The following is a 19,853-nucleotide window of genomic DNA, read 5'->3' on the forward strand; positions in this document are numbered from 1 at the left end:
CGAGGTAACTATATTCGCTAACGTTGCACTAAGCAATCTATTTCGGCATTTAATTTTTACAACTCAAAACAATAGAGTAAGAAACACCATAAAAAGTCTTTTATTTCAACCTATTATGCTCATCATCTTTACGTTCAAATTCACCTTCGAAGGTTTTTCCCGTTTCAGATGGTTCAAAGTCACGATCAAATGGGGCTTTGTTATGACGGCTATCATCAAACTGCGCCTGAAAACGGCCTGATACACCATTCACCACCACTTTATTCATCAAATAGTTGGCAAGCAAAGCCCGAGGCGCAGGCAATAACACCACCATACCAAGTGCATCGGTCAAAAAACCCGGTACTAAAAGTAGCACACCCGCCACCGCCAGCATCACGCCCTCAATAATTTGCTGCGCAGGTAGCTCACCTTGGTGCAAACGGTGTTGAACGCTAAGTAAAGTTTGTATCCCTTGACTACGAACCAATGATGCACCAACAAATGCCGTAATCAGCACCAAGGCGATAGTTGGCCACATACCTAGCAAGCTGCCTACTTGGATAAAGAGACCAATTTCAATGATTGGCACAAAAATAAAAGCCAGAAGTAAGATTGGAAACACACGCCCTCCTTTGTTTATTGCTCTCACCTTACCGTCAACCACAGGCGACTACAACACTCAACGCTCAATCAAAGAGCACCACCTCACAGCCTAAATGACTAAATAGAGCCACTATCTATCTTAAAATAGACCGAATGTTGGCTCTATCTGAAATCCATTCATTCGTTCATTTTGCTAACAAAACCTGAACAAATCTCATACCACACAGACAAATCCAACCGCCGGCATCACAACTATTTATCAACGCGATAACTGTTTTTAAAACCTAAAAATAACGCATGTGAGTGCGTATCAAATTTTCATAAAATATTGACCTAAAAGGTGATCCACTTACTATTTTTTAAATCTAGGTTGAGTATGATGTGCCACAGAAGTCAGGACGGATTTTCCAGCCTAAAATTCTGACGAATGGATTCTTAAACTGCAGAAATGGCTAATAATTTCACTAATTATCAGAATAATTCTCTAAGGATCCTGTTATGGCTACCCTATCAGAAACGACAGCTGCTACAGCTAACTCGGCCACTCGTATCGAAGAAGATCTATTAGGTCAACGTCACGTTCCTGCTGACGCGTATTACGGCATTCATACACTGCGCGCTATCGAAAACTTTAATATTTCAAAATCAACCATTTCGGATGTGCCTGAATTTGTACGCGGTATGGTGATGACCAAAAAAGCCGCCACGCTAGCCAACAAAGAGCTCGGCGTCATTCCAAGCCAAGTGGCTAATTACATCCTCCAAGCGTGTGACTTGATCCTAGAAACAGGTAAGTGCATGGATCAATTTCCGTCAGACGTATACCAAGGCGGCGCCGGTACTTCTGTCAATATGAACACCAACGAAGTGATCGCAAACCTTGCTCTGGAATTGATGGGTAAAGAAAAGGGTCAGTACGAATTCATCAACCCCAATGACCACGTTAATAAAAGCCAATCAACCAACTGTGCTTACCCTACTGGTTTCCGCATTGCGGTATACAACAGCATCCTGAAACTGATTGATTCTATTGCCTATCTAAAAGGTGCGTTTGAGCTAAAAAGCCAAGAGTTCTCTGGCATTTTGAAAATGGGTCGTACTCAATTGCAAGACGCCGTACCGATGACCGTAGGTCAAGAGTTCCGCGCTTGGGCGGTCACCATTAATGAAGAGATCCGCAACCTAGAGTACACCTCTAAACTGCTGCTTGAGATTAACCTTGGCGCAACAGCGATCGGTACTGGCCTGAATGCGGCGCCGGGATATCAAGCGGCGGCGGTGAAACACCTTGCTGCGGTGACAGGCTTAGCTGTGGTACCAGCGGAAGATTTAATTGAAGCAACCTCTGACTGCGGTGCTTATGTTATGGCGCACGGCGCGCTAAAACGCCTTGCTGTGAAACTCTCTAAAATCTGCAATGACTTACGTCTTCTTTCATCTGGCCCTCGCGCGGGTCTAAACGAGTTGAACCTACCTGAACTGCAAGCTGGGTCTTCCATCATGCCTGCAAAAGTAAACCCTGTGGTGCCTGAAGTGGTCAACCAAGTGTGCTTTAAAGTACTTGGTAACGACAACACTATTTCCTTTGCCGCAGAAGGTGGCCAATTACAGCTAAACGTGATGGAACCTGTGATTGCACAAAGCATGTTTGAGTCAATTGAAATTCTTTCAAACGCCTGCATAAACCTTCGTGACAAGTGTGTTGACGGCATCACTGTCAATAAAGAAGTGTGTGAAGCTTACGTATTCAACTCTATCGGTATCGTGACTTACCTTAACCCATATATTGGCCACCATGAAGGTGACATCGTGGGTAAAATTTGTGCGGAAACGGGTAAGAGCGTACGTGAAGTTGTGCTTGAGCGAGGCTTACTCACCGCCGAAGAGCTCGATGACATCTTGTCCGTCGAAAACTTTATGCGCCCTCAGTACAAAGCGAAACGCTACGAATAATCAAAAAAGGCTCTGATTCAGAGCCTTTTTACTTTCTACAAGTTATTAAGTGAGAAAAAATTGCGTTACATCATGGCGCAAAGCATACCGTTCAATATCGCTGAACCTGTAGAATGACCCTATTTTTCATTATCTTTAGGAGTATAAGATGTTCTTAATTGAGTTCCTTATCGTATTAGGATGTATCCTAATTGGTGCAAGGATTGGTGGTATTGGGCTTGGTGTGATGGGCGGTATTGGCCTTGCTGTACTGAGCTTTGGATTTGGCATGCAACCAACCAGCCCACCGATTGATGTGATGCTAATGATCATGGCCGTGGTTGCAGCAGCAGCCTCAATGCAAGCGGCTGGCGGTTTAGATTATTTGATCAAAATTGCCACTAACATTTTGCATAAAAACCCTCGCCACATCACTTTCATCGCCCCTTTGGTAACTTACTTTTTTACAATGATGGCTGGTACAGGTCACGTGGCCTATTCAGTACTGCCCGTAATTGCTGAAGTGAGCCGTCGCAGTGGTATTCGCCCAGAACGTCCTTTAGGTATGGCGGTGATCGCGTCACAATTTGCGATTGTAGCTAGCCCAATTGCGGCCGCCGTCGTGGCGTTAGTCGCCTTCTTAGAACCACAAGGCATCACGCTAACGGATGTGTTGATGATCACCATCCCAAGTACCATTCTTGGTTTAGCTTGCGCGTGCTTATTCGTCAATAAAATCGGTGTTGAGCTGAAAGACGACCCAGAATATCAACGTCGCTTGCAAGACCCAGAATTTCGCGCAGAGATGGAACAAGAAGTATCGATTGCTGATATTCAAATCACGCCACAAGCGAAAAAATCGGTCGGGCTATTTTTGTTCGGTGCCATTGTAGTGGTGGTGATGGGTGCATTGCCTAGCTTGCGCCCACAATTTAACGGCTCAGCCATGGGGATGGCGCACACGATTGAAATCGTGATGCTGTCTATCGCGGCGCTGATCATTTTACTGTGCAAACCTGACGGCAACGCCATCAGCCAAGGTTCCGTATTCCATGCAGGTATGCGTGCCATCGTAGCGATCTTCGGTATCGCTTGGTTAGGTGACACCTTCATTGCTGGCCATGGTGCCATGGTCAAAGAAGCGGTCTCTGGCTTAGTGGAAGTCGCACCATGGACATTCGCGTTCGCGTTATTTGCTCTGTCGGTGATGGTCAATAGCCAAGGCGCAACAACAGCCGTGTTAGTCCCTGTTGCAATAACCTTGGGTTTGCCACCAGCCATTATTATTGCGGTTTTCGTTGCCGTTAACGGTTACTTCTTCATTCCAAACTACGGCCCTATCATCGCATCTATCGACTTTGACCGGACTGGTACCACTCGTATTGGTAAGTATATTTTCAACCACAGCTTTATGCTCCCAGGCTTGTTAAGCATGGTGTTTAGTATTGGTTTTGGTTTGTTGTTCTCCAATATTTTGATGTAATCTCTACTATTGTTATAAGGGAGCTTTGGCTCCCTTTTTATTTGTCACGTATAAAATATTGATATATATCAATAAAGCAATAAATAATTACTTCTCTTCACTCATTCAGCTTAATGAATAAAATTTCAATATATTTACCCTACAACGATTATCCGCCTATCTCCATGTCTTCGAATAAAAATCGTAAGAATATAATTCCATTATTTACACTCAATTACCCTAAATTAAATTCCCTAAAAAAATGGTGTGTAACTCGGTACTATTGTTTTGTGAAGCAAGACAAAGTTACGCTTTAAAACTCACCTTAAAATTTATACAGATATCTGAGCAAGTGAGCATTTATGTTCACTTAATAATAATTAAAACTTTTCATTTAACGTATTTAATTGAAGTTCCAATAACTTTTTATTCTTTCACCCCTAGTAGATAATATTTTAATGGGCTGGAAGACTGAAGAACATTAGCCGCTGAACACACTCAGAATCTCGTTGTTCTCTGAGTGTAAGGAGATCGCTATGACAACCCAAACTGTATCCACGGAACCTAAAGGTGGCTTCTTTGCTAACTTTAAGTTTCCTTCCGCTTACACCATCCTTTTCATTCTAATTGCTCTTGTGGCCCTTTTAACCTGGATTGTGCCTGCCGGTCAGTATCAGCGCACCATGAATGAAGAACTGGGCAAAGAAGTACCTATTGCGGGAACTTATCAACACGCAGAAGGTAACCCACAAGGGGTAATCGATGTGTTGATGGCACCGATTGACGGCTTTTATGACCACAACAGCTACGAAGCTGCCGCGATTGACGTGTCTCTGTTCATTTTAGTCATTGGTGGCTTTTTGGGCCTAGTGACCAAAACAGGTGCGATTGATGCGGGCATTGAACGCGTAACAGCGCGGCTTGAAGGGCGTGAAGAGTTGATGATACCCATCCTGATGGCGCTGTTTGCCGCAGGCGGTACGATTTACGGTATGGCGGAAGAATCCTTACCTTTCTACACCTTACTCGTACCTGTGATGATGGCCGCTCGTTTTGACCCACTGGTTGCCGCCGCTACCGTACTGCTTGGCGCGGGTATCGGTACGCTGGGCTCCACTATCAACCCGTTTGCCACCGTAATTGCGGCCAACGCAGCGGGCATTCCGTTTACTGATGGCATCATGTTGCGCTTAGCAATGTTAGCTGTCGGTTGGGTTATCTGTGTGCTGTACGTGATGCGCTACGCGAAAATGGTGCAAGCGGATCAAAGTAAATCGATTGTGTACGATAAGTACGAAGAGAACAAAGCTCACTTCCTTGGCAACCAAAGTGGAGAGAAACTCGAATTCACCGCCACCCGCAAAGTTATTTTGACCATTTTCGCGGCCGCTTTTGGCGTGATGATTTATGGTGTATCTGTTGCTGGATGGTGGATGGCTGAGATCTCAGCGATGTTCTTGGGTGCAACCATCATTATCGGTTTAATTGCTCGTATGAGTGAAGAGGAATTCACCACCAGCTTTATTGATGGTGCACGAGACCTATTAGGCGTAGCGCTGATCATTGGTATCGCACGCGGCATTGTGGTGATCATGGACCGCGGGATGATCACCGACACTATTTTGTTCTCAGCCGAGCAAATGGTTACTGGCCTTTCATCCGTCATTTTTATTAACGTAATGTATTTACTGGAAATTCTTCTCTCTTTCCTTGTACCTTCGTCTTCTGGCCTTGCGGTATTAACCATGCCCATCATGGCTCCATTGGCTGACTTTGCAGGCGTTGGCCGCGACCTTGTCGTCACGGCTTACCAATCGGCTTCAGGGATAGTCAACCTCATCACGCCAACCTCTGCGGTAGTGATGGGCGGCTTAGCAATTGCTCGTGTACCTTATGTTCGCTGGGTGAAATGGGTCGCACCACTGTTAGGCATATTGTGCGTATTCATTATGCTATCTCTCAGCCTAGGTGCGATGCTATAGCGCCAAACTGATGAACGATACGATATGTCGTAGGTGAAAACCGCGTCACACCCTTTAAAAGCCGCATGATTGCGGCTTTTTTATTGGCAGGCCGACTTAGGCTCATTGGCTACGCAGCTACTCAACTCTAAACATGATACGTTAGCCAAATCAGGAAATGATGGCTTTCAACGTTGTTAGATAGCCATTAGTTTTGATAGCTATTAGTTTTGATAGCTATTTTTTTATAGCAATCGGCTGGGATAAATAACCACTTTTGGTGACTAAATAAAACGCGGCCTATATTCCTTTATCACCAAATTCAGATCGCCTGCTATTTCATCTCTCATTTTCCGTCCTCTATTACGCCAATTCAGACAAAACATCTACATTAGAAAGCCTGCGTGAGATCAAGTTTTATTAAGAAAGTTATGTTAACACAGCCCATTTCTTCGACTCATATTCAACTATATACCCTTTTCAAGTGCATATTCTTAACCAATTCGATGAATTATCGATGTGTTTTTGGTGCATAAAATTCCCAACCAAAATACCGAGCCTATATGGAGTAGTGCTGCGTGAGATTTAAATTGAATGAACATCCATAAAAAAAGCAGTAATAAATATGACACTCACAATATAAACACTGCATAAACATTGTTAAAAAACTATTATTTTCGCCGAATTTCAATATAAATCATTCTGTGATGGACCTCTAAGAACATATACAGACCAAGGGTAATATTAATTGCAGAACAAAGAAGTGAATAAATAAATTCATACTGAATTCCCTACAGAAATAATTATGTATTTATCCAGAACAAGTTGAATTTAATGTCAAAAATATAACGGCATAAATGCATATAAATTAAGAGAGATACTATTATGAGTAAGTTATATGTTGGTTCTGAAATTGGTCAATTACGTCGAGTTCTTGTTCACCGCCCAAGACGCTCACTCACTCACTTAACACCATCCAACTGTCACGACCTTTTGTTTGATGATGTATTGGCCGTAGAGCGTGCGGGGAAAGAGCATGATGCGTTCACACAAACGCTACGTGACCAAGGTGTTGAAGTTTTACTGCTGACCGATCTATTAGCCGACACGCTAGCGGTTCCCGTCGCAAAAGAGTGGCTGCTTACTCAACAAGTATCGGATTACCGCCTTGGCAAAACATTTGCGAATGACGTGCGCTGCTACCTCAGCGATCTGCCAAACCTTGAATTGGCAAAAATCCTGACAGGTGGTTTGTCTTACGCTGAAATGCCAATGAAATCCTCTTCAATGATGCAAGGCTTGCATGCACCAACCGATTTCATCATTGAACCACTACCAAACCATCTATTTACTCGCGATACGTCTTGCTGGGTATACGGTGGCGTGTCAATCAACCCGATGGCAAAACCTGCACGTCAACGTGAAACCAACCATGTGCGTGCGATTTACCGCTGGCATCCAAGCTTTGCGGGCCAAGACTTCATTAAATACTTCGGTGATGACGAGAGCATTAATTACGATAATTCAACCATTGAAGGTGGCGACGTTCTTGTGATTGGCAAAGGTGCAGTACTGATTGGTATGTCTGAGCGCACCACAGCGCAAGGTGTTGAACACTTAGCTGCGGGCCTATTTAAACATGGCCAAGCGAAGCAAATCATTGCGATGGAACTACCAAAACACCGCTCTTGCATGCACTTAGATACCGTCATGACACACATGCGTGAAGACACCTTCTCTGTTTACCCAGAAGTGGTACGCAAAGATGTGAAATGCTGGAGCCTCACAGGCGATGAGTCTGGTGCCGTGAACGTGAAAGAAGAAGGTTACTTCGTTACCGCCATCGAAAAAGCACTTGGCGTTGACAAGCTCAACCTAATCACAACGGGCGGTGACAACTTCAACGCAGAACGTGAACAGTGGAACGATGCAAACAATGTCCTAACCGTCAAACCTGGGGTCGTGATTGGCTATGAAGGCAACACCTATACCAATGAAAAATACGACAAAGCAGGCATCACTGTTCTATCTATTCCTGGTGACGAATTGGGTCGTGGCCGTGGCGGTGCACGCTGCATGAGCTGCCCAATTGAACGTGACGGCATCTAACCCTTAGGTTAATCAAATGGGTTGAGGAAAACTTCTTCTGCAACACCTCAACCCACCTTAGAAGAGATAGAATTATGAGCAAACAAACCGTTGTTGTTGCATTAGGTGGAAACGCACTGCTTCGTCGTGGTCAGCCATTAGAAGCAGATGTTCAACGTCGCAACATTGAAATTGCAGTCAAAACCATTTCCGAAATAGCCAAACACTATAACGTGGTGCTGGTGCATGGTAATGGCCCTCAAGTTGGCCTGCTGGCACTACAAGGTCTCGAATACAAAAAAGTAGCGCCGTACCCACTCGACGTATTGGGCAGTGAAACTCAAGGGATGATTGGCTACATGTTGATGCAAGAGTTCAAAAACATGCTGCCTGAACGCAACATTTCGTGCATGTTGACCCAAATGATGGTCGACCCGAAAGACCCTGCCTTTGCCAACCCAACCAAACCGATTGGCCCAGTTTATCAAGAAGCAGAAGCGCGTGAATTGGCTGAGAAATACCACTGGACAGTCAAGCCCGACGGCCAATACTTCCGCCGTGTGGTTCCGAGCCCTCAACCGATAGGCATCGTCGAACATGATGCAATTTCCCAGCTTATCAGTGCTGGTCATTTAGTGATTTGCACCGGTGGTGGCGGTATTCCAGTCAAACGTGAAAATGGCAAATTAGTCGGTGTAGAAGCAGTGATCGACAAAGACATGTCTGCTGCCTTTCTTGCCAAACAATTGAACGCCGACGCGCTGCTCATTTTGACCGATGCTGACGCCGTTTACCTTGATTGGGGTAAACCAACCCAACATGCGCTGCGCAGCACAACGCCAAGCGAGCTTGCCAACTATCAATTTGATGCTGGTTCTATGGGGCCAAAAATTGAAGCCTCGTGCGAATTCATTCAACAAGGCGGGAAAGTCGTTGGGATCGGCGCGTTAGAAGATGGCCTACGCATCTTAGAAGGCACAGCAGGCACCAACATTACGCGTGACTAAAACATTGTTTTTAAATCTATTTTATAAACCGAATCTGTTTTTAACTTTAAACAAATATTAACGCTTTCTTCCACCCTCTCATCAGAAGCAAGCGTTGCAAATGAGGAAAAGATCATGGCTTTTAACTTACGCAATCGTAACTTTCTAAAACTTCTTGATTTCACTCCACGCGAAATCCAGCACCTATTGGATCTATCCCTTGAGCTGAAAAAAGCCAAATACAACGGTTATGAGCAGCCTCGTCTCAAAGGCAAAAACATTGCACTTATCTTTGAAAAAACCTCAACTCGCACTCGCTGTGCATTCGAAGTAGCAGCGTTTGACCAAGGTGCTCAAGTCTCCTACTTAGGCCCATCAGGTTCACAAATTGGCCACAAAGAGTCGATGAAAGATACCGCGCGCGTCTTAGGCCGCATGTATGACGGCATCGAATATCGCGGCTTTGGTCAAGAGATCGTTGAAGAGCTTGGTGCCTACGCTGGCGTACCAGTATGGAACGGCTTAACTGACGAATTCCACCCAACACAAATTTTGGCTGATTTCCTTACCATGATCGAACATGGCCGTGGCAAACGCCTCCATGAAATGAAATTTGCCTACCTCGGTGATGCACGCAACAACATGGGTAACTCCTTGATGGTGGGCGCTGCGAAAATGGGCATGGACATTCGCCTTGTTGCACCAAAAGCGTTCTGGCCAACCGAAGAATTAGTCGCGGAATGTCGCACTATTGCAAAGCAAACAGGCGCGAAAATTACGCTCACAGATGATGTTCAAGAAGGCGTTCAAGGCTGTGATTTCCTTTACACCGATGTTTGGGTATCGATGGGCGAAGCGAAAGAAGCATGGGCAGAGCGCATTGAATTGATGCTGCCTTACCAAGTGAATATGGCGATGTTAAAAGCCACTGGTAACCCACATGTGAAATTCATGCACTGCTTGCCTGCTTTCCACGGCGAAGATACCACCGTTGGCAAAGAGCTTGCGAAAAACTACCCAGTGCTTGCCAAAGGCGTTGAAGTGACCGATGAAGTGATTGAATCTGAGCATTCCATCGTGTTCGATGAAGCTGAAAACCGCATGCACACCATCAAAGCCGTGATGGTGGCCACCTTAGGTAACTAACTTAGGTAACGAATAGTAGATAATGAATCGTCTACTTTATCTCTTTGATGTTGAATCGATGCGAGCTTGAATAAAGCTCGCATTTTTTTTCAGTCAATAACACTCACAAATCGCGCTTATGCTTTAGCTGTAAACGCGTAGTAAATAACATCGAAATCAAGCTAATTTCGCATAAAAATCCATTTTCTGGATATTTTCCAAAGAGTATTGCCAGCGTGTTTTTTGTCCGTATAATCCTTCGCAATTTGTCTAAACGGAGCAGAAAATGAACCGCAGCACTCCCCATCAACGCCATCCATTACACCCGGCGCCGGTCGAGTTAGCTGTTTTGTTTTTCTGTTCTGAACGTTATTGAAGCCTCCTATTTTAGGGGGCTTTTTTTTAAGCAAAATTTCGCAAAGGCTAGTAGCCAAAGCGAACCATACAGAGGGAAGACACGTTATGGCGCATTCGTTATTTAACAAGCACATCATTTCCATTCCAGAACTGAGCCGCGCGGAACTGGAGCTGATTGTTGAAACCGCAACAAGGCTTAAAGCGGAACCAAACCCTGAACTTCTCAAAAATAAAGTAGTAGCAAGCTGCTTCTTTGAACCTTCTACACGTACCCGTTTGTCGTTTGAAACGGCAGTTCAGCGCCTAGGAGGCACAGTGATTGGTTTTGATAATGGCGGCAATACGTCACTTGCCAAGAAAGGGGAAACCTTAGCTGACTCGGTGCAAGTTATTTCCTCTTATGTCGATGCATTTGTTATGCGCCACCCACAAGAAGGCGCTGCACGTTTAGCCTCTGAGTTTTCCAACGGCGTCCCCGTAGTCAACGGTGGTGATGGAGCTAACCAACATCCAACCCAAACCTTGCTCGATCTGTTTTCCATTTATGAAACGCAAGGCAGGCTCGATAACCTTAACGTCGCGTTCGTCGGCGACTTAAAATATGGCCGCACCGTCCATTCGCTCACCCAAGCCTTATCGAAATTCAACAATGTACGTTTCTTTTTTATCGCTCCAGAAGTGCTGGCGATGCCGGATTACATCTGCGAAGAGCTCTCAGAGGCTGGCATTGCGTTTAGTTTGCACGCCAGCATTGAAGAGGTCGTGCCTGAACTGGACGTGCTGTACATGACGCGCGTACAAAAAGAGCGCTTTGATGCATCCGAATACGCGCACATGAAATCGGCTTACATCTTAACCGCAGAAACATTAAAAGAAGCGCGCCACAATTTAAAAGTGCTGCACCCACTGCCTCGGGTCGATGAAATCACCACCGATGTCGATAAAACACCTTACGCCTACTATTTCCAACAAGCCGAAAACGGCGTTTATGCGCGTGAAGCTTTATTAGCCCTTGTTCTTAACCCAACCTTATAAGTAGGAGATAACATCATGGTAAAAGAGACCCAATTGCAAGTTGAAGCGATTCGTAACGGTAGCGTGATTGACCATATCCCTGCCAACCTTGGGATCAAAATTCTCTCTTTGTTTAAGTTAAATGAAACCAATCAACGTGTGACGATTGGCCTAAACCTACCCTCTTCTGCGTTAGGTAATAAAGATCTGATTAAAATAGAAAACCTTTATCTCACCAAAGAGCAAGCGAACCAATTAGCACTGTATGCCCCGAAAGCCACCGTCAATCAAATTGAAGAGTATAAAGTGGTCAACAAACTGACCCTCACTTTGCCAGAACGAATTGACAGCGTATTTCGTTGCCCAAACAGCAACTGCATCTCTCATGGCGAGCCTGTCGAGAGCCGCTTTAAAGTGCAGCTCAAACAAGAGAATGTGCATCTCAAATGCCACTATTGTGAGAAAGTATTCTCGCGCGAAATCATGACTGAACGTTGCTAAAACAGCACTAAGCGCGCATCCATCACGTTTACAGCCCTGCCAGCCTCCAGCGTCCTAACTCGGCGCTGGACCAACTTACGAATCTTGCATATTTCCGTGCATATTATTCCATCAAATCAACATAAAACGCCAAAAATCAATCGGTAATCTAGTTTATTATTTGGTGATCCCCCGCAAAAAGCGACACATTGATTAATGTTAAGCTACAGGCATCAATAATAATCCCCCACCACTTATAGAGGGGAAAAGAGCAATGCTCAACCGTTGCGCCATTGGCGTTAAACATAACGTGAACTCACACTCTATGGCTTTGGGAGTGTGCTGGCATGGTAAGGATCACCGATACCCCAGACGCAGTAGCGTGTATAAAAGGAACCGCCCGTGAACAGAAAAATCCCCCACGGCGCAATGCAAACCGATGACAAAACGTTAGCTTCCGCTTGTAAAAAAATCCTACAACAACAAAGTTTTGCTAACCAAAATGAGCTACGACTCAGGCTAATAGAGCTCGGCTACGAAGGCATTAGCCAATCCACTGTGTCACGCTTGCTTTCCCAACTTGGTGTGGTGAAAGTGCAAAATGCGTGCGGGAAAAAAGTGTACTGCATTACGGTCGAAACCGCGCCAGTGCGTGTTGAGTCATCTATCGCCTCACAAATTGAGTTTATCACTCACAATCAATCCACTGTGGTGGTGAAAACTCATCCTGGAAGTGCTCAATTGGTCGCGCGATTGGTTGATATTGATCCCCACACTGAGATTTTAGGAACGGTCGGTGGTAATGACACTGTGCTTATTATTCCCAAAGACATCAATAATATTGAAGCGTGTGAAGCGGTGGTGAAAACTCGCCTAGGTGTCGCTTAACCCCCATCGCCCAGCCAAGTGAGGTCCACAACCTCACTTGGCTTTTCTCGCTTCACTGCCTCATCAGCGACGATTTTTCCATCACTGTGAAACTTATTGCGCCGAAAAGCGGTCTGATTGGGTTAAGATGACACTCACCTAATGAAGACTCGATTTTTGTATGCGCCTACTCTTTTCCTTTGTACTGCTAGCTCTGCTGACACTTTCCCAACCTGCGTTGGCGGTCTTCGGCAATGACAATCCATTCAATAGTGGTAACAACCTCGGTTTGGCCTCAGCCGACAATCAATTTGTCCCAGTTGACCAAGCGTTTCCTTTTCATGCCGAACAGCAAGGTAGACAGGTATTCTTAGATTGGCAGGTCAAGCAAGGCTATTACCTCTACCAAGATCGGATCAGTATCAGCGCCGAAAATGCACAGCTTGGTGAAATCGAGATGCTCGATGGTCAGCCATATCACGATGAATTTTTTGGTGATGTGAAGATTTATACTGAGCCACTGTTTGTCGACATACCGCTCCTCAGTGCAGCAGCGAACGCCAAATTAATTATCCAGTACCAAGGGTGTGCAAAAGCGGGCTTTTGCTATCCACCAGAAACGCGAATTATCGACCTTCAAGCTGTGGCAAGCGATACTCGCTCTGACAACAACACGGCTGCCAATGTAGCGAAAATCAAAACAGCTTCACCAAAAGCGCCCGTGGCTGAACAAGACGGGCTAGCAAGCCGCCTCGCCGATTCTTGGTGGACACCGCTGCTCTTTTTAGCACTTGGCGTTGGCCTCGCCTTTACCCCTTGCGTACTCCCGATGTACCCGATCCTCACCAGTATCGTGCTTGGTCGTGGTCAACTTTCACAACAGCGCGCGTTGATTTTATCGTTTATTTACGTGCAAGGTATGGCGCTCACTTATACCGTACTTGGCCTAGTCGTCGCTTCGGCTGGGTTACAATTTCAAGCCGCGATGCAGCACCCTTATGTACTGATTGGTCTCAGTACCCTATTTGTGCTACTCGCCCTGTCGATGTTTGGCGTTTATACCTTGCAACTGCCAAGCAAAGTGCAGACGTGGCTAAACATCCTGAGCAATAAGCAGCAAGGCGGGAACAGTCTTGGCGTGTTTGCCATGGGCGCGATTTCCGGTTTGGTTTGCTCACCGTGCACCACCGCGCCTCTTTCTGGTGCGCTGCTGTATGTCGCGCAAAGTGGCGACCTATTCACGGGGGCGATTGCACTGTATGCCTTAGCTATGGGCATGGGGATTCCTCTGATTTTGGTCGCCGTATTTGGTAACAAACTACTCCCAAAAGCCGGTGGCTGGATGGAGAGAGTCAAAACACTGTTTGGCTTTATTTTACTGGCTGCGCCGATCTTCTTACTTGAACGCTTATTGCCACCAGTGTGGTCAACGGCGCTCTGGTCCGCGCTTGGGATCGCCGCGTTTGGTTGGCTCTATCATTGTAAAAACAGCTTGCCGTTTGGTGGCTGGAAACAGAGCATGGTTGGCATTATTGCGGTATTGGGTCTGTTTGCTTCAGCGCAACCTGCACTGGATGTGTGGTTTAAGCCAGAACAAACCAACCTAGCAAGCCGTAGCCATGTCGAGTTCATTCGGGTGAATAATATTGCTGAGCTCAACTTGCAGTTGAGCCAAGCCAAATTAGCAGGTAAACCCGTCATGCTCGATTTCTACGCCGACTGGTGCGTGGCGTGTAAAGAGTTTGAAAAATACACTTTCCATCAGAAAGAGGTCGCGCAGAAACTGCAAAACTTTGTGCTATTGCAAGCGGACGTCACCAAAAATCAGCCACAAGATATTGAGCTACTCAAGGCGATGAACGTGCTAGGGTTACCGACGATTGATTTTTGGAATGCGCAAGGTGAACGCGTTTCAAACGCACGTATCAGCGGTTTTATGCCAGCCGATCGCTTTTTAGCGCACCTCACCGCCCACCAGCTTTAAGGTTTACCGATTATTGCCGACTGTTTGAGCAAGCCATTGCAACAGTCGGCAATAATAGCGCGTGAACGCCATCACTTCTTCTCGAACCGCTTGGCATGCACCACTCTCAGATCAGGCTCAGTCACTACTAAGTATCAGACAAAAAGTGGATACAGTTCAGACTTTTAGCGTATAAAGATTGTTCAGTGAGAAATCGCGGTCAATAATCGATTTAACGACATTGCTAAAAGTGTAAAACGTCATGGATTCGACCTACACCATCATCATTGCTGACGACCACCCTCTGTTTCGCAATGCGCTATTTCAATCGGTGCATATGGCGATAAGCGGTGCCAATTTATTGGAAGCGGATTCGCTAGATGCCTTGTTAGCCTTATTAACCAAACAGAGCGATGTGGATTTGCTGCTGTTGGATCTCAAAATGCCAGGCGCAAATGGGATGTCAGGGCTGATTCACTTGCGAGCCGAATACCCTGATTTACCGATTGTGGTGATTTCAGCCAGTGAAGAACCTTCGGTGGTGGCGCAAGTAAAAAGCCACGGTGCCTTTGGTTTTATTCCTAAATCGAGTGACATGCGCGCGCTGATCTCGGCGCTCAATCAAGTCCTAGCCGGTGACCCATTTTTCCCTGAAGGGCTAATTGCCAATCACGCCGCATGCAATGATTTAACCAAGAAAATTGCCGCCTTAACCCCGCAACAATACAAAGTATTAGGCATGCTCTCTGATGGACTACTCAACAAACAAATCGCCTATGAGCTTAATGTTTCTGAGGCAACCATCAAAGCGCACATGACGGCTATTTTCCGTAAACTTGGGGTTAAAAACCGTACCCAAGCAGTAATTTTACTCAATGAGTTGGGCGAGTAGTCGGCTACTCGCTCGCTTCATCTAACGTCTCTTCTAAAGGTAATCGTAAACCGACTTTGGTTGCTTGCCAATCGGCCACATCCGCTACCACCAGATACAGACCTTGCCATTCAAAATGGTCACCCAGTACTTGTGTGGCTCCGAGCTCTTGGATCAGCAAATCGTTGAGCGTCATCTCTTGATTGAGGTGCTCAATCGTCAAACCATAGTAGGCTGCGACATCAACGAGTTTTGCATCCACATCCAAAAAGAAGTCACCAAAGAAGCGCTCTAACGAGGCTTTTTCTGGCGCTTCACTAAATAGGTTGCTCAGTGATTCGAGATCTTTCTCCTGTGCTAACACGCACAAGACATCGCCCTCTTGCAACTTGGTACTGCCCGATGGGTGAAGCAGTTGCTCGTCACGAAACACAGCGGTAATACGTGTTCCTTCAGGCATTGAGAGATTGCGTAATGGCTCACCAATACACCATTTATCTTGTTTGAGTTTATAGACCAACATTTCCCATTCGCTGCACGGGTATATCTCAACACCGGTACGTGAAATTGGCTCAGGTTTGGGCGGTAGTTCAACGCGAGCCAAAGCGGCCGCTTTCATCAAGGTTCCCCCTTGTACCACTAGCGACACCATCACCACGAAGAAGGCTAAGTTGAAATAGAGCTGCGCATTCGGTAAACCGGCCATCATTGGGAAAACCGCTAAAATAATGGGCACAGCGCCGCGCAGTCCAACCCAAGAGATAAACCACTTTTCACGCGCAGTAAATGCTTTGAATGGCAATAAACCAATCCATACAGAAATGGGGCGCGCAAACAAAATCATACCAAAGGCGAGCGCAAAGCCCGGCACCGCAATGGTCAGCAATTCAGAAGGAGTGACCAATAACCCAAGCACCAAGAACATGCCAATTTGGCTAAGCCACGTCATCCCATCCAGTACGTTCAAAATGGAATAGCGGCAACGGGTCGGTTTATTGCCCAGCAATAAACCCGTCAAGTAGATGGATAAAATACCACTGCCGCCGAGTGAATTGGACAGCGCAAAGATAATCAAACCGCCACTGATGGCCAAAATGGAGTAGAGCCCTTCTGGAAGTTGATTGCTATTAATCAGCTTCCAGAGCAGCCAACCTCCGGCTAATCCAAATAAAGCCCCGAGACCAAATTGCTGGATAAAACTCAGCAGCAAGAATCCTGCGCTGAGATCATCGCCTTGGCTACCCAGTACCGCAATTAATGTCACGGTTAAAAACACCGCCATTGGATCGTTAGTGCCCGATTCAATCTCTAACGTTGAACCGACGCGCTCATTCAAGCTTCTCCCTTTAAGCAGGGAAAAAACCGCCGCCGCATCAGTTGAGCCAACAATCGCTCCCACCAAAATACCTTGCAGTAATTCCAAATTAAACAGCCATGCCGCCATCAAGCCGGTGAGAATGGTGGTGATCGCCACCCCAAACGTCGCTAACGAGACTGACGGCCAAAAGGCAATCCGAAAACTGGCAACACGGGTACGCATGCCGCCATCTAATAGGATGATGGCAAGCGCTAAGTTACTGACTAAATAAGCAATCGGATAATTATCAAATAAGATGCCACCGGGGCCATCCTCCCCAGCCAACATACCCACCAATAAAAAAACGAGCAGAATAGGAATTCCTAACTTAGAAGAGACTGGACTTAACAACACACTTAATGCAATCAGCAAAGCACCTACGAGAAAAAAACCATTGATAGCGATTGCATCCATATTCCTTCCTTATTGATTTAATTATTATTGATTGAATAACCAACATAAATTCGCGTTCCATTGTGCCTTAGTTTAATCCGTTTTTAAGACAACTTTATGTAAACATTGATCGTTTTTATCGCGGCATGAATAACCAACCACATAAAAATCGTTAACTCGCCATGAGCGATTTTCCAATCAAGAGCTTATGATCTTATACTTTTGGCTAATTTAACATTTATTCAACATAAGAAAGACCTTCTAAATTGAGGCATTTCATTTAGTTACAATGAATTGGAAAAAACAACCTCCCGACTAAAGTTGCACAGACCCACCACCCTTTCACTGCTATCTTAATTTCGTAACATTAAATTAACACCACGATATGCAAACCGAAGGAGAAGGTCATGGCGTTCCAATCAACCGAACATGCTCAAGCCTACTGGAAGGAAAACTTGGGAATTATGGGCTCACTGCTGGCAGTGTGGTTCTTGGTATCATATGGTGCAGGCGTTCTTTTCGTCGACGCACTGAATACGATTCATTTAGGCGGGTTCAAACTAGGGTTCTGGTTCGCACAACAAGGGTCCATCTATACCTTTGTCGCCTTGATCTTTATTTACGTTGTGCGCATGAATGCGCTCGACAAGAAATACAACGTGCAGGAAGACTAAGAGGTTTACGAAATGGATATTCAAACTTGGACGTTTATTCTGGTCGGTATTACGTTTGCACTCTATATCGGCATTGCCATTTGGGCCCGTGCAGGATCGACCAGTGAATTCTATGTTGCTGGCGGTGGTGTTCACCCTGTTGCCAACGGCATGGCAACCGCAGCGGACTGGATGTCAGCCGCTTCATTTATCTCAATGGCGGGTATCATCTCGTTCATTGGCTATGATGGTACCGTGTACTTGATGGGCTGGACAGGCGGCTATGTGTTATTGGCACTTTGCCTTGCACCTTACTTGCGTAAATTTGGCCAGTTCACCGTGCCAGATTTTATCGGTGAGCGATACTACTCAAAGACCGCGCGTATGGTGGCGGTATTTTGCGCCATCTTTATCTCGTTTACTTATGTTGCGGGGCAAATGCGCGGCGTCGGAGTGGTATTCTCTCGCTTCCTCGAAGTGGATATTAACGTTGGTATCGTCATCGGTATGGGGATCGTGTTTTTCTATGCGGTACTCGGTGGCATGAAAGGCATCACTTATACGCAAGTTGCACAGTTCTGCGTGCTCATTTTCGCCTTCCTTGTTCCCGCCATTTTCACCTCGATCATGATGACAGGTAACCCTCTGCCACAAATTGGTATGGGCTCAACCATTACCGGTACCGATGTTTACCTACTCGATAAACTCGATGGCTTAACTCAAGAGCTCGGCTTCACCGCCTATACCGAAGGCAACAAGAGCAAGGTTGACGTGTTCTTTATCTGCGCAGCCTTGATGGTGGGTACTGCTGGTCTTCCTCACGTCATTATTCGCTTCTTCACTGTGCCTAAAGTGCGTGATGCGCGTATCTCAGCAGGTTGGGCATTGCTGTTCATCTCTTTGCTATACACCACAGCGCCAGGTGTTGCCGCTTTTGCTCGCGTGAACATGATTGAGACCATTAATGGCCCAGACATGCAAGGCGTACCCGCAACAGACGCGCCTACTTGGTTTAAGAACTGGGAGAATACTGGCCTTGTAAGCTGGAAAGATAAGAACAATGACGGTCGTATGTTCTATTCTGGCGATGAGCGCAACGAGATGAACATTAACCGTGACATCATCGTATTGGCGTCTCCTGAACTGGCAAAACTGCCAAACTGGGTGGTTGGCTTGCTCGCAGCTGGGGGTTTAGCTGCTGCGCTTTCGACAGCTGCAGGTCTTTTATTGGTTATCTCGACGTCAATTTCTCACGACTTATTGAAGAAAGGCTTCAAACCAAACATGACCGATAAACAAGAGCTGTTAGCCGCACGCTTAGCCGCCATCATTGCGATTGTGGGTGCTGGTTACCTAGGCATTAACCCACCGGGTTTTGTGGCTCAGGTGGTAGCGTTTGCCTTCGGCTTGGCAGCCGCCTCCTTCTTCCCGGCCATTATTTTGGGCATCTTCTACAAGAAGATGAATAAAGAAGGCGCGATCGCGGGCATGGTCGCAGGGATTATCTTTACTGCAACCTACATCATCTACTTCAAATTCATTAACCCGGCAGCCAGCACGCCAGATAACTGGTTGTTTGGTATCAGCCCTGAAGGCATTGGTACGTTAGGTATGTGTTTGAACTTCGTGGTATCGATTGTGGTGAATAAATTTACCGCAGAAGTTCCAACCGAAGTGCAAGAAATGGTGGAATCAATCCGCTTCCCGAAAGGCGCGGGGCAAGCTCACGACCATTAATCTTCACCTGCGAGCGTCATGC

15 protein-coding genes are annotated in these 19,853 nt (G+C 46.0%); 13 read left to right on the forward strand and 2 right to left on the reverse strand.

The features are described 5' to 3' along the window. Nucleotides 1-100: 100 nt before the first annotated feature. A complete protein-coding gene (locus tag AACV20_RS10245; RefSeq protein WP_038149154.1) occupies nt 101-604 on the reverse strand; it encodes an FxsA family protein in 504 nt (167 codons plus the stop codon). Between the two features lie 479 nt (nt 605-1,083). Here AACV20_RS10245 and aspA point away from each other — a divergent pair, with 479 nt between their 5' ends. The 11 genes from aspA (at nt 1,084) to AACV20_RS10300 (ending at nt 15,712) form a co-directional block, all read left to right on the forward strand. Then, nucleotides 1,084-2,538, forward strand: coding sequence for an aspartate ammonia-lyase (gene aspA / locus AACV20_RS10250; protein ID WP_017042195.1), 1,455 nt, complete (start codon nt 1,084-1,086; stop codon nt 2,536-2,538). Between the two features lie 148 nt (nt 2,539-2,686). Further along, entirely contained in the window at nt 2,687-4,000 is a 1,314-nt protein-coding gene (locus tag AACV20_RS10255; protein WP_017042196.1) for an anaerobic C4-dicarboxylate transporter family protein, read from the forward strand. Between the two features lie 515 nt (nt 4,001-4,515). Next, entirely contained in the window at nt 4,516-5,961 is a 1,446-nt protein-coding gene (locus AACV20_RS10260) for a YfcC family protein (protein ID WP_026027156.1), read from the forward strand. A gap of 864 nt (nt 5,962-6,825) precedes the next feature. Then, nucleotides 6,826-8,049, forward strand: coding sequence for an arginine deiminase (arcA, locus tag AACV20_RS10265; RefSeq protein ID WP_017046788.1), 1,224 nt, complete (start codon nt 6,826-6,828; stop codon nt 8,047-8,049). A 74-nt stretch (nt 8,050-8,123) separates the two neighbouring features. Beyond that, nucleotides 8,124-9,035: a carbamate kinase gene (gene arcC, locus AACV20_RS10270; RefSeq protein ID WP_013855827.1), complete on the forward strand. Its 912-nt coding sequence runs from the start codon at nt 8,124-8,126 to the stop codon at nt 9,033-9,035. Nucleotides 9,036-9,149: 114 nt separating this feature from the next. Further along, nucleotides 9,150-10,160, forward strand: a complete 1,011-nt coding sequence (locus AACV20_RS10275; RefSeq protein ID WP_013855826.1) for an ornithine carbamoyltransferase — start codon at nt 9,150-9,152, stop codon at nt 10,158-10,160. A 441-nt stretch (nt 10,161-10,601) separates the two neighbouring features. After that, nucleotides 10,602-11,531, forward strand: a complete 930-nt coding sequence (gene pyrB, locus AACV20_RS10280; RefSeq protein WP_017042200.1) for an aspartate carbamoyltransferase — start codon at nt 10,602-10,604, stop codon at nt 11,529-11,531. 15 nt (nt 11,532-11,546) lie between these two features. Next, the gene (gene pyrI / locus AACV20_RS10285; protein ID WP_017042201.1) at nt 11,547-12,011 is read left to right on the forward strand and encodes an aspartate carbamoyltransferase regulatory subunit; all 465 of its coding nucleotides are present in this window, start codon (nt 11,547-11,549) and stop codon (nt 12,009-12,011) included. A 408-nt stretch (nt 12,012-12,419) separates the two neighbouring features. Continuing rightward, entirely contained in the window at nt 12,420-12,878 is a 459-nt protein-coding gene (locus AACV20_RS10290; RefSeq protein WP_088718009.1) for an arginine repressor, read from the forward strand. A gap of 160 nt (nt 12,879-13,038) precedes the next feature. Next, nucleotides 13,039-14,841 (forward strand): protein-disulfide reductase DsbD, encoded by a 1,803-nt coding sequence (locus AACV20_RS10295; RefSeq protein WP_170907206.1) that lies wholly within the window; start codon nt 13,039-13,041, stop codon nt 14,839-14,841. A 241-nt stretch (nt 14,842-15,082) separates the two neighbouring features. Continuing rightward, on the forward strand, nt 15,083-15,712 hold the full coding sequence (locus AACV20_RS10300; RefSeq protein ID WP_013855820.1) for a response regulator transcription factor: 630 nt from the start codon (nt 15,083-15,085) through the stop codon (nt 15,710-15,712). Between the two features lie 4 nt (nt 15,713-15,716). Here AACV20_RS10300 and AACV20_RS10305 read toward each other — a convergent pair whose 3' ends face one another. Continuing rightward, nucleotides 15,717-17,462 carry a potassium/proton antiporter gene (locus tag AACV20_RS10305; protein WP_013855819.1) on the reverse strand — a complete coding sequence of 582 codons (1,746 nt, stop codon included), beginning with the start codon at nt 17,460-17,462 and terminating at the stop codon, nt 15,717-15,719. Between the two features lie 386 nt (nt 17,463-17,848). Between AACV20_RS10305 and AACV20_RS10310 the strand changes: the two genes are divergently transcribed. Both AACV20_RS10310 and AACV20_RS10315 read left to right on the forward strand, forming a co-directional pair. Continuing rightward, the gene (locus AACV20_RS10310) at nt 17,849-18,115 is read left to right on the forward strand and encodes a DUF4212 domain-containing protein (RefSeq protein ID WP_013855818.1); all 267 of its coding nucleotides are present in this window, start codon (nt 17,849-17,851) and stop codon (nt 18,113-18,115) included. Nucleotides 18,116-18,127: 12 nt separating this feature from the next. Then, the gene (locus AACV20_RS10315; RefSeq protein WP_017048884.1) at nt 18,128-19,831 is read left to right on the forward strand and encodes a sodium:solute symporter family protein; all 1,704 of its coding nucleotides are present in this window, start codon (nt 18,128-18,130) and stop codon (nt 19,829-19,831) included. Nucleotides 19,832-19,853: the final 22 nt, after the last annotated feature.

Origin of the sequence: Vibrio sp. B4-6 (genome assembly GCF_963888245.1) — a bacterium.
GTDB lineage: Bacteria > Pseudomonadota > Gammaproteobacteria > Enterobacterales > Vibrionaceae > Vibrio > Vibrio anguillarum.

Coding starts and splice junctions, on each gene's coding strand:
- aspA (WP_017042195.1), top strand. CDS start 1,084: ATGGCTACCCTATCAGAAACGACAGCTGCTACAGCTAACTCGGCCACT.
- AACV20_RS10255 (WP_017042196.1), top strand. CDS start 2,687: ATGTTCTTAATTGAGTTCCTTATCGTATTAGGATGTATCCTAATTGGT.
- AACV20_RS10260 (WP_026027156.1), top strand. CDS start 4,516: ATGACAACCCAAACTGTATCCACGGAACCTAAAGGTGGCTTCTTTGCT.
- arcA (WP_017046788.1), top strand. CDS start 6,826: ATGAGTAAGTTATATGTTGGTTCTGAAATTGGTCAATTACGTCGAGTT.
- arcC (WP_013855827.1), top strand. CDS start 8,124: ATGAGCAAACAAACCGTTGTTGTTGCATTAGGTGGAAACGCACTGCTT.
- AACV20_RS10275 (WP_013855826.1), top strand. CDS start 9,150: ATGGCTTTTAACTTACGCAATCGTAACTTTCTAAAACTTCTTGATTTC.
- pyrB (WP_017042200.1), top strand. CDS start 10,602: ATGGCGCATTCGTTATTTAACAAGCACATCATTTCCATTCCAGAACTG.
- pyrI (WP_017042201.1), top strand. CDS start 11,547: ATGGTAAAAGAGACCCAATTGCAAGTTGAAGCGATTCGTAACGGTAGC.
- AACV20_RS10290 (WP_088718009.1), top strand. CDS start 12,420: ATGCAAACCGATGACAAAACGTTAGCTTCCGCTTGTAAAAAAATCCTA.
- AACV20_RS10295 (WP_170907206.1), top strand. CDS start 13,039: ATGCGCCTACTCTTTTCCTTTGTACTGCTAGCTCTGCTGACACTTTCC.
- AACV20_RS10300 (WP_013855820.1), top strand. CDS start 15,083: ATGGATTCGACCTACACCATCATCATTGCTGACGACCACCCTCTGTTT.
- AACV20_RS10305 (WP_013855819.1), bottom strand. CDS start 17,462: ATGGATGCAATCGCTATCAATGGTTTTTTTCTCGTAGGTGCTTTGCTG.
- AACV20_RS10310 (WP_013855818.1), top strand. CDS start 17,849: ATGGCGTTCCAATCAACCGAACATGCTCAAGCCTACTGGAAGGAAAAC.
- AACV20_RS10315 (WP_017048884.1), top strand. CDS start 18,128: ATGGATATTCAAACTTGGACGTTTATTCTGGTCGGTATTACGTTTGCA.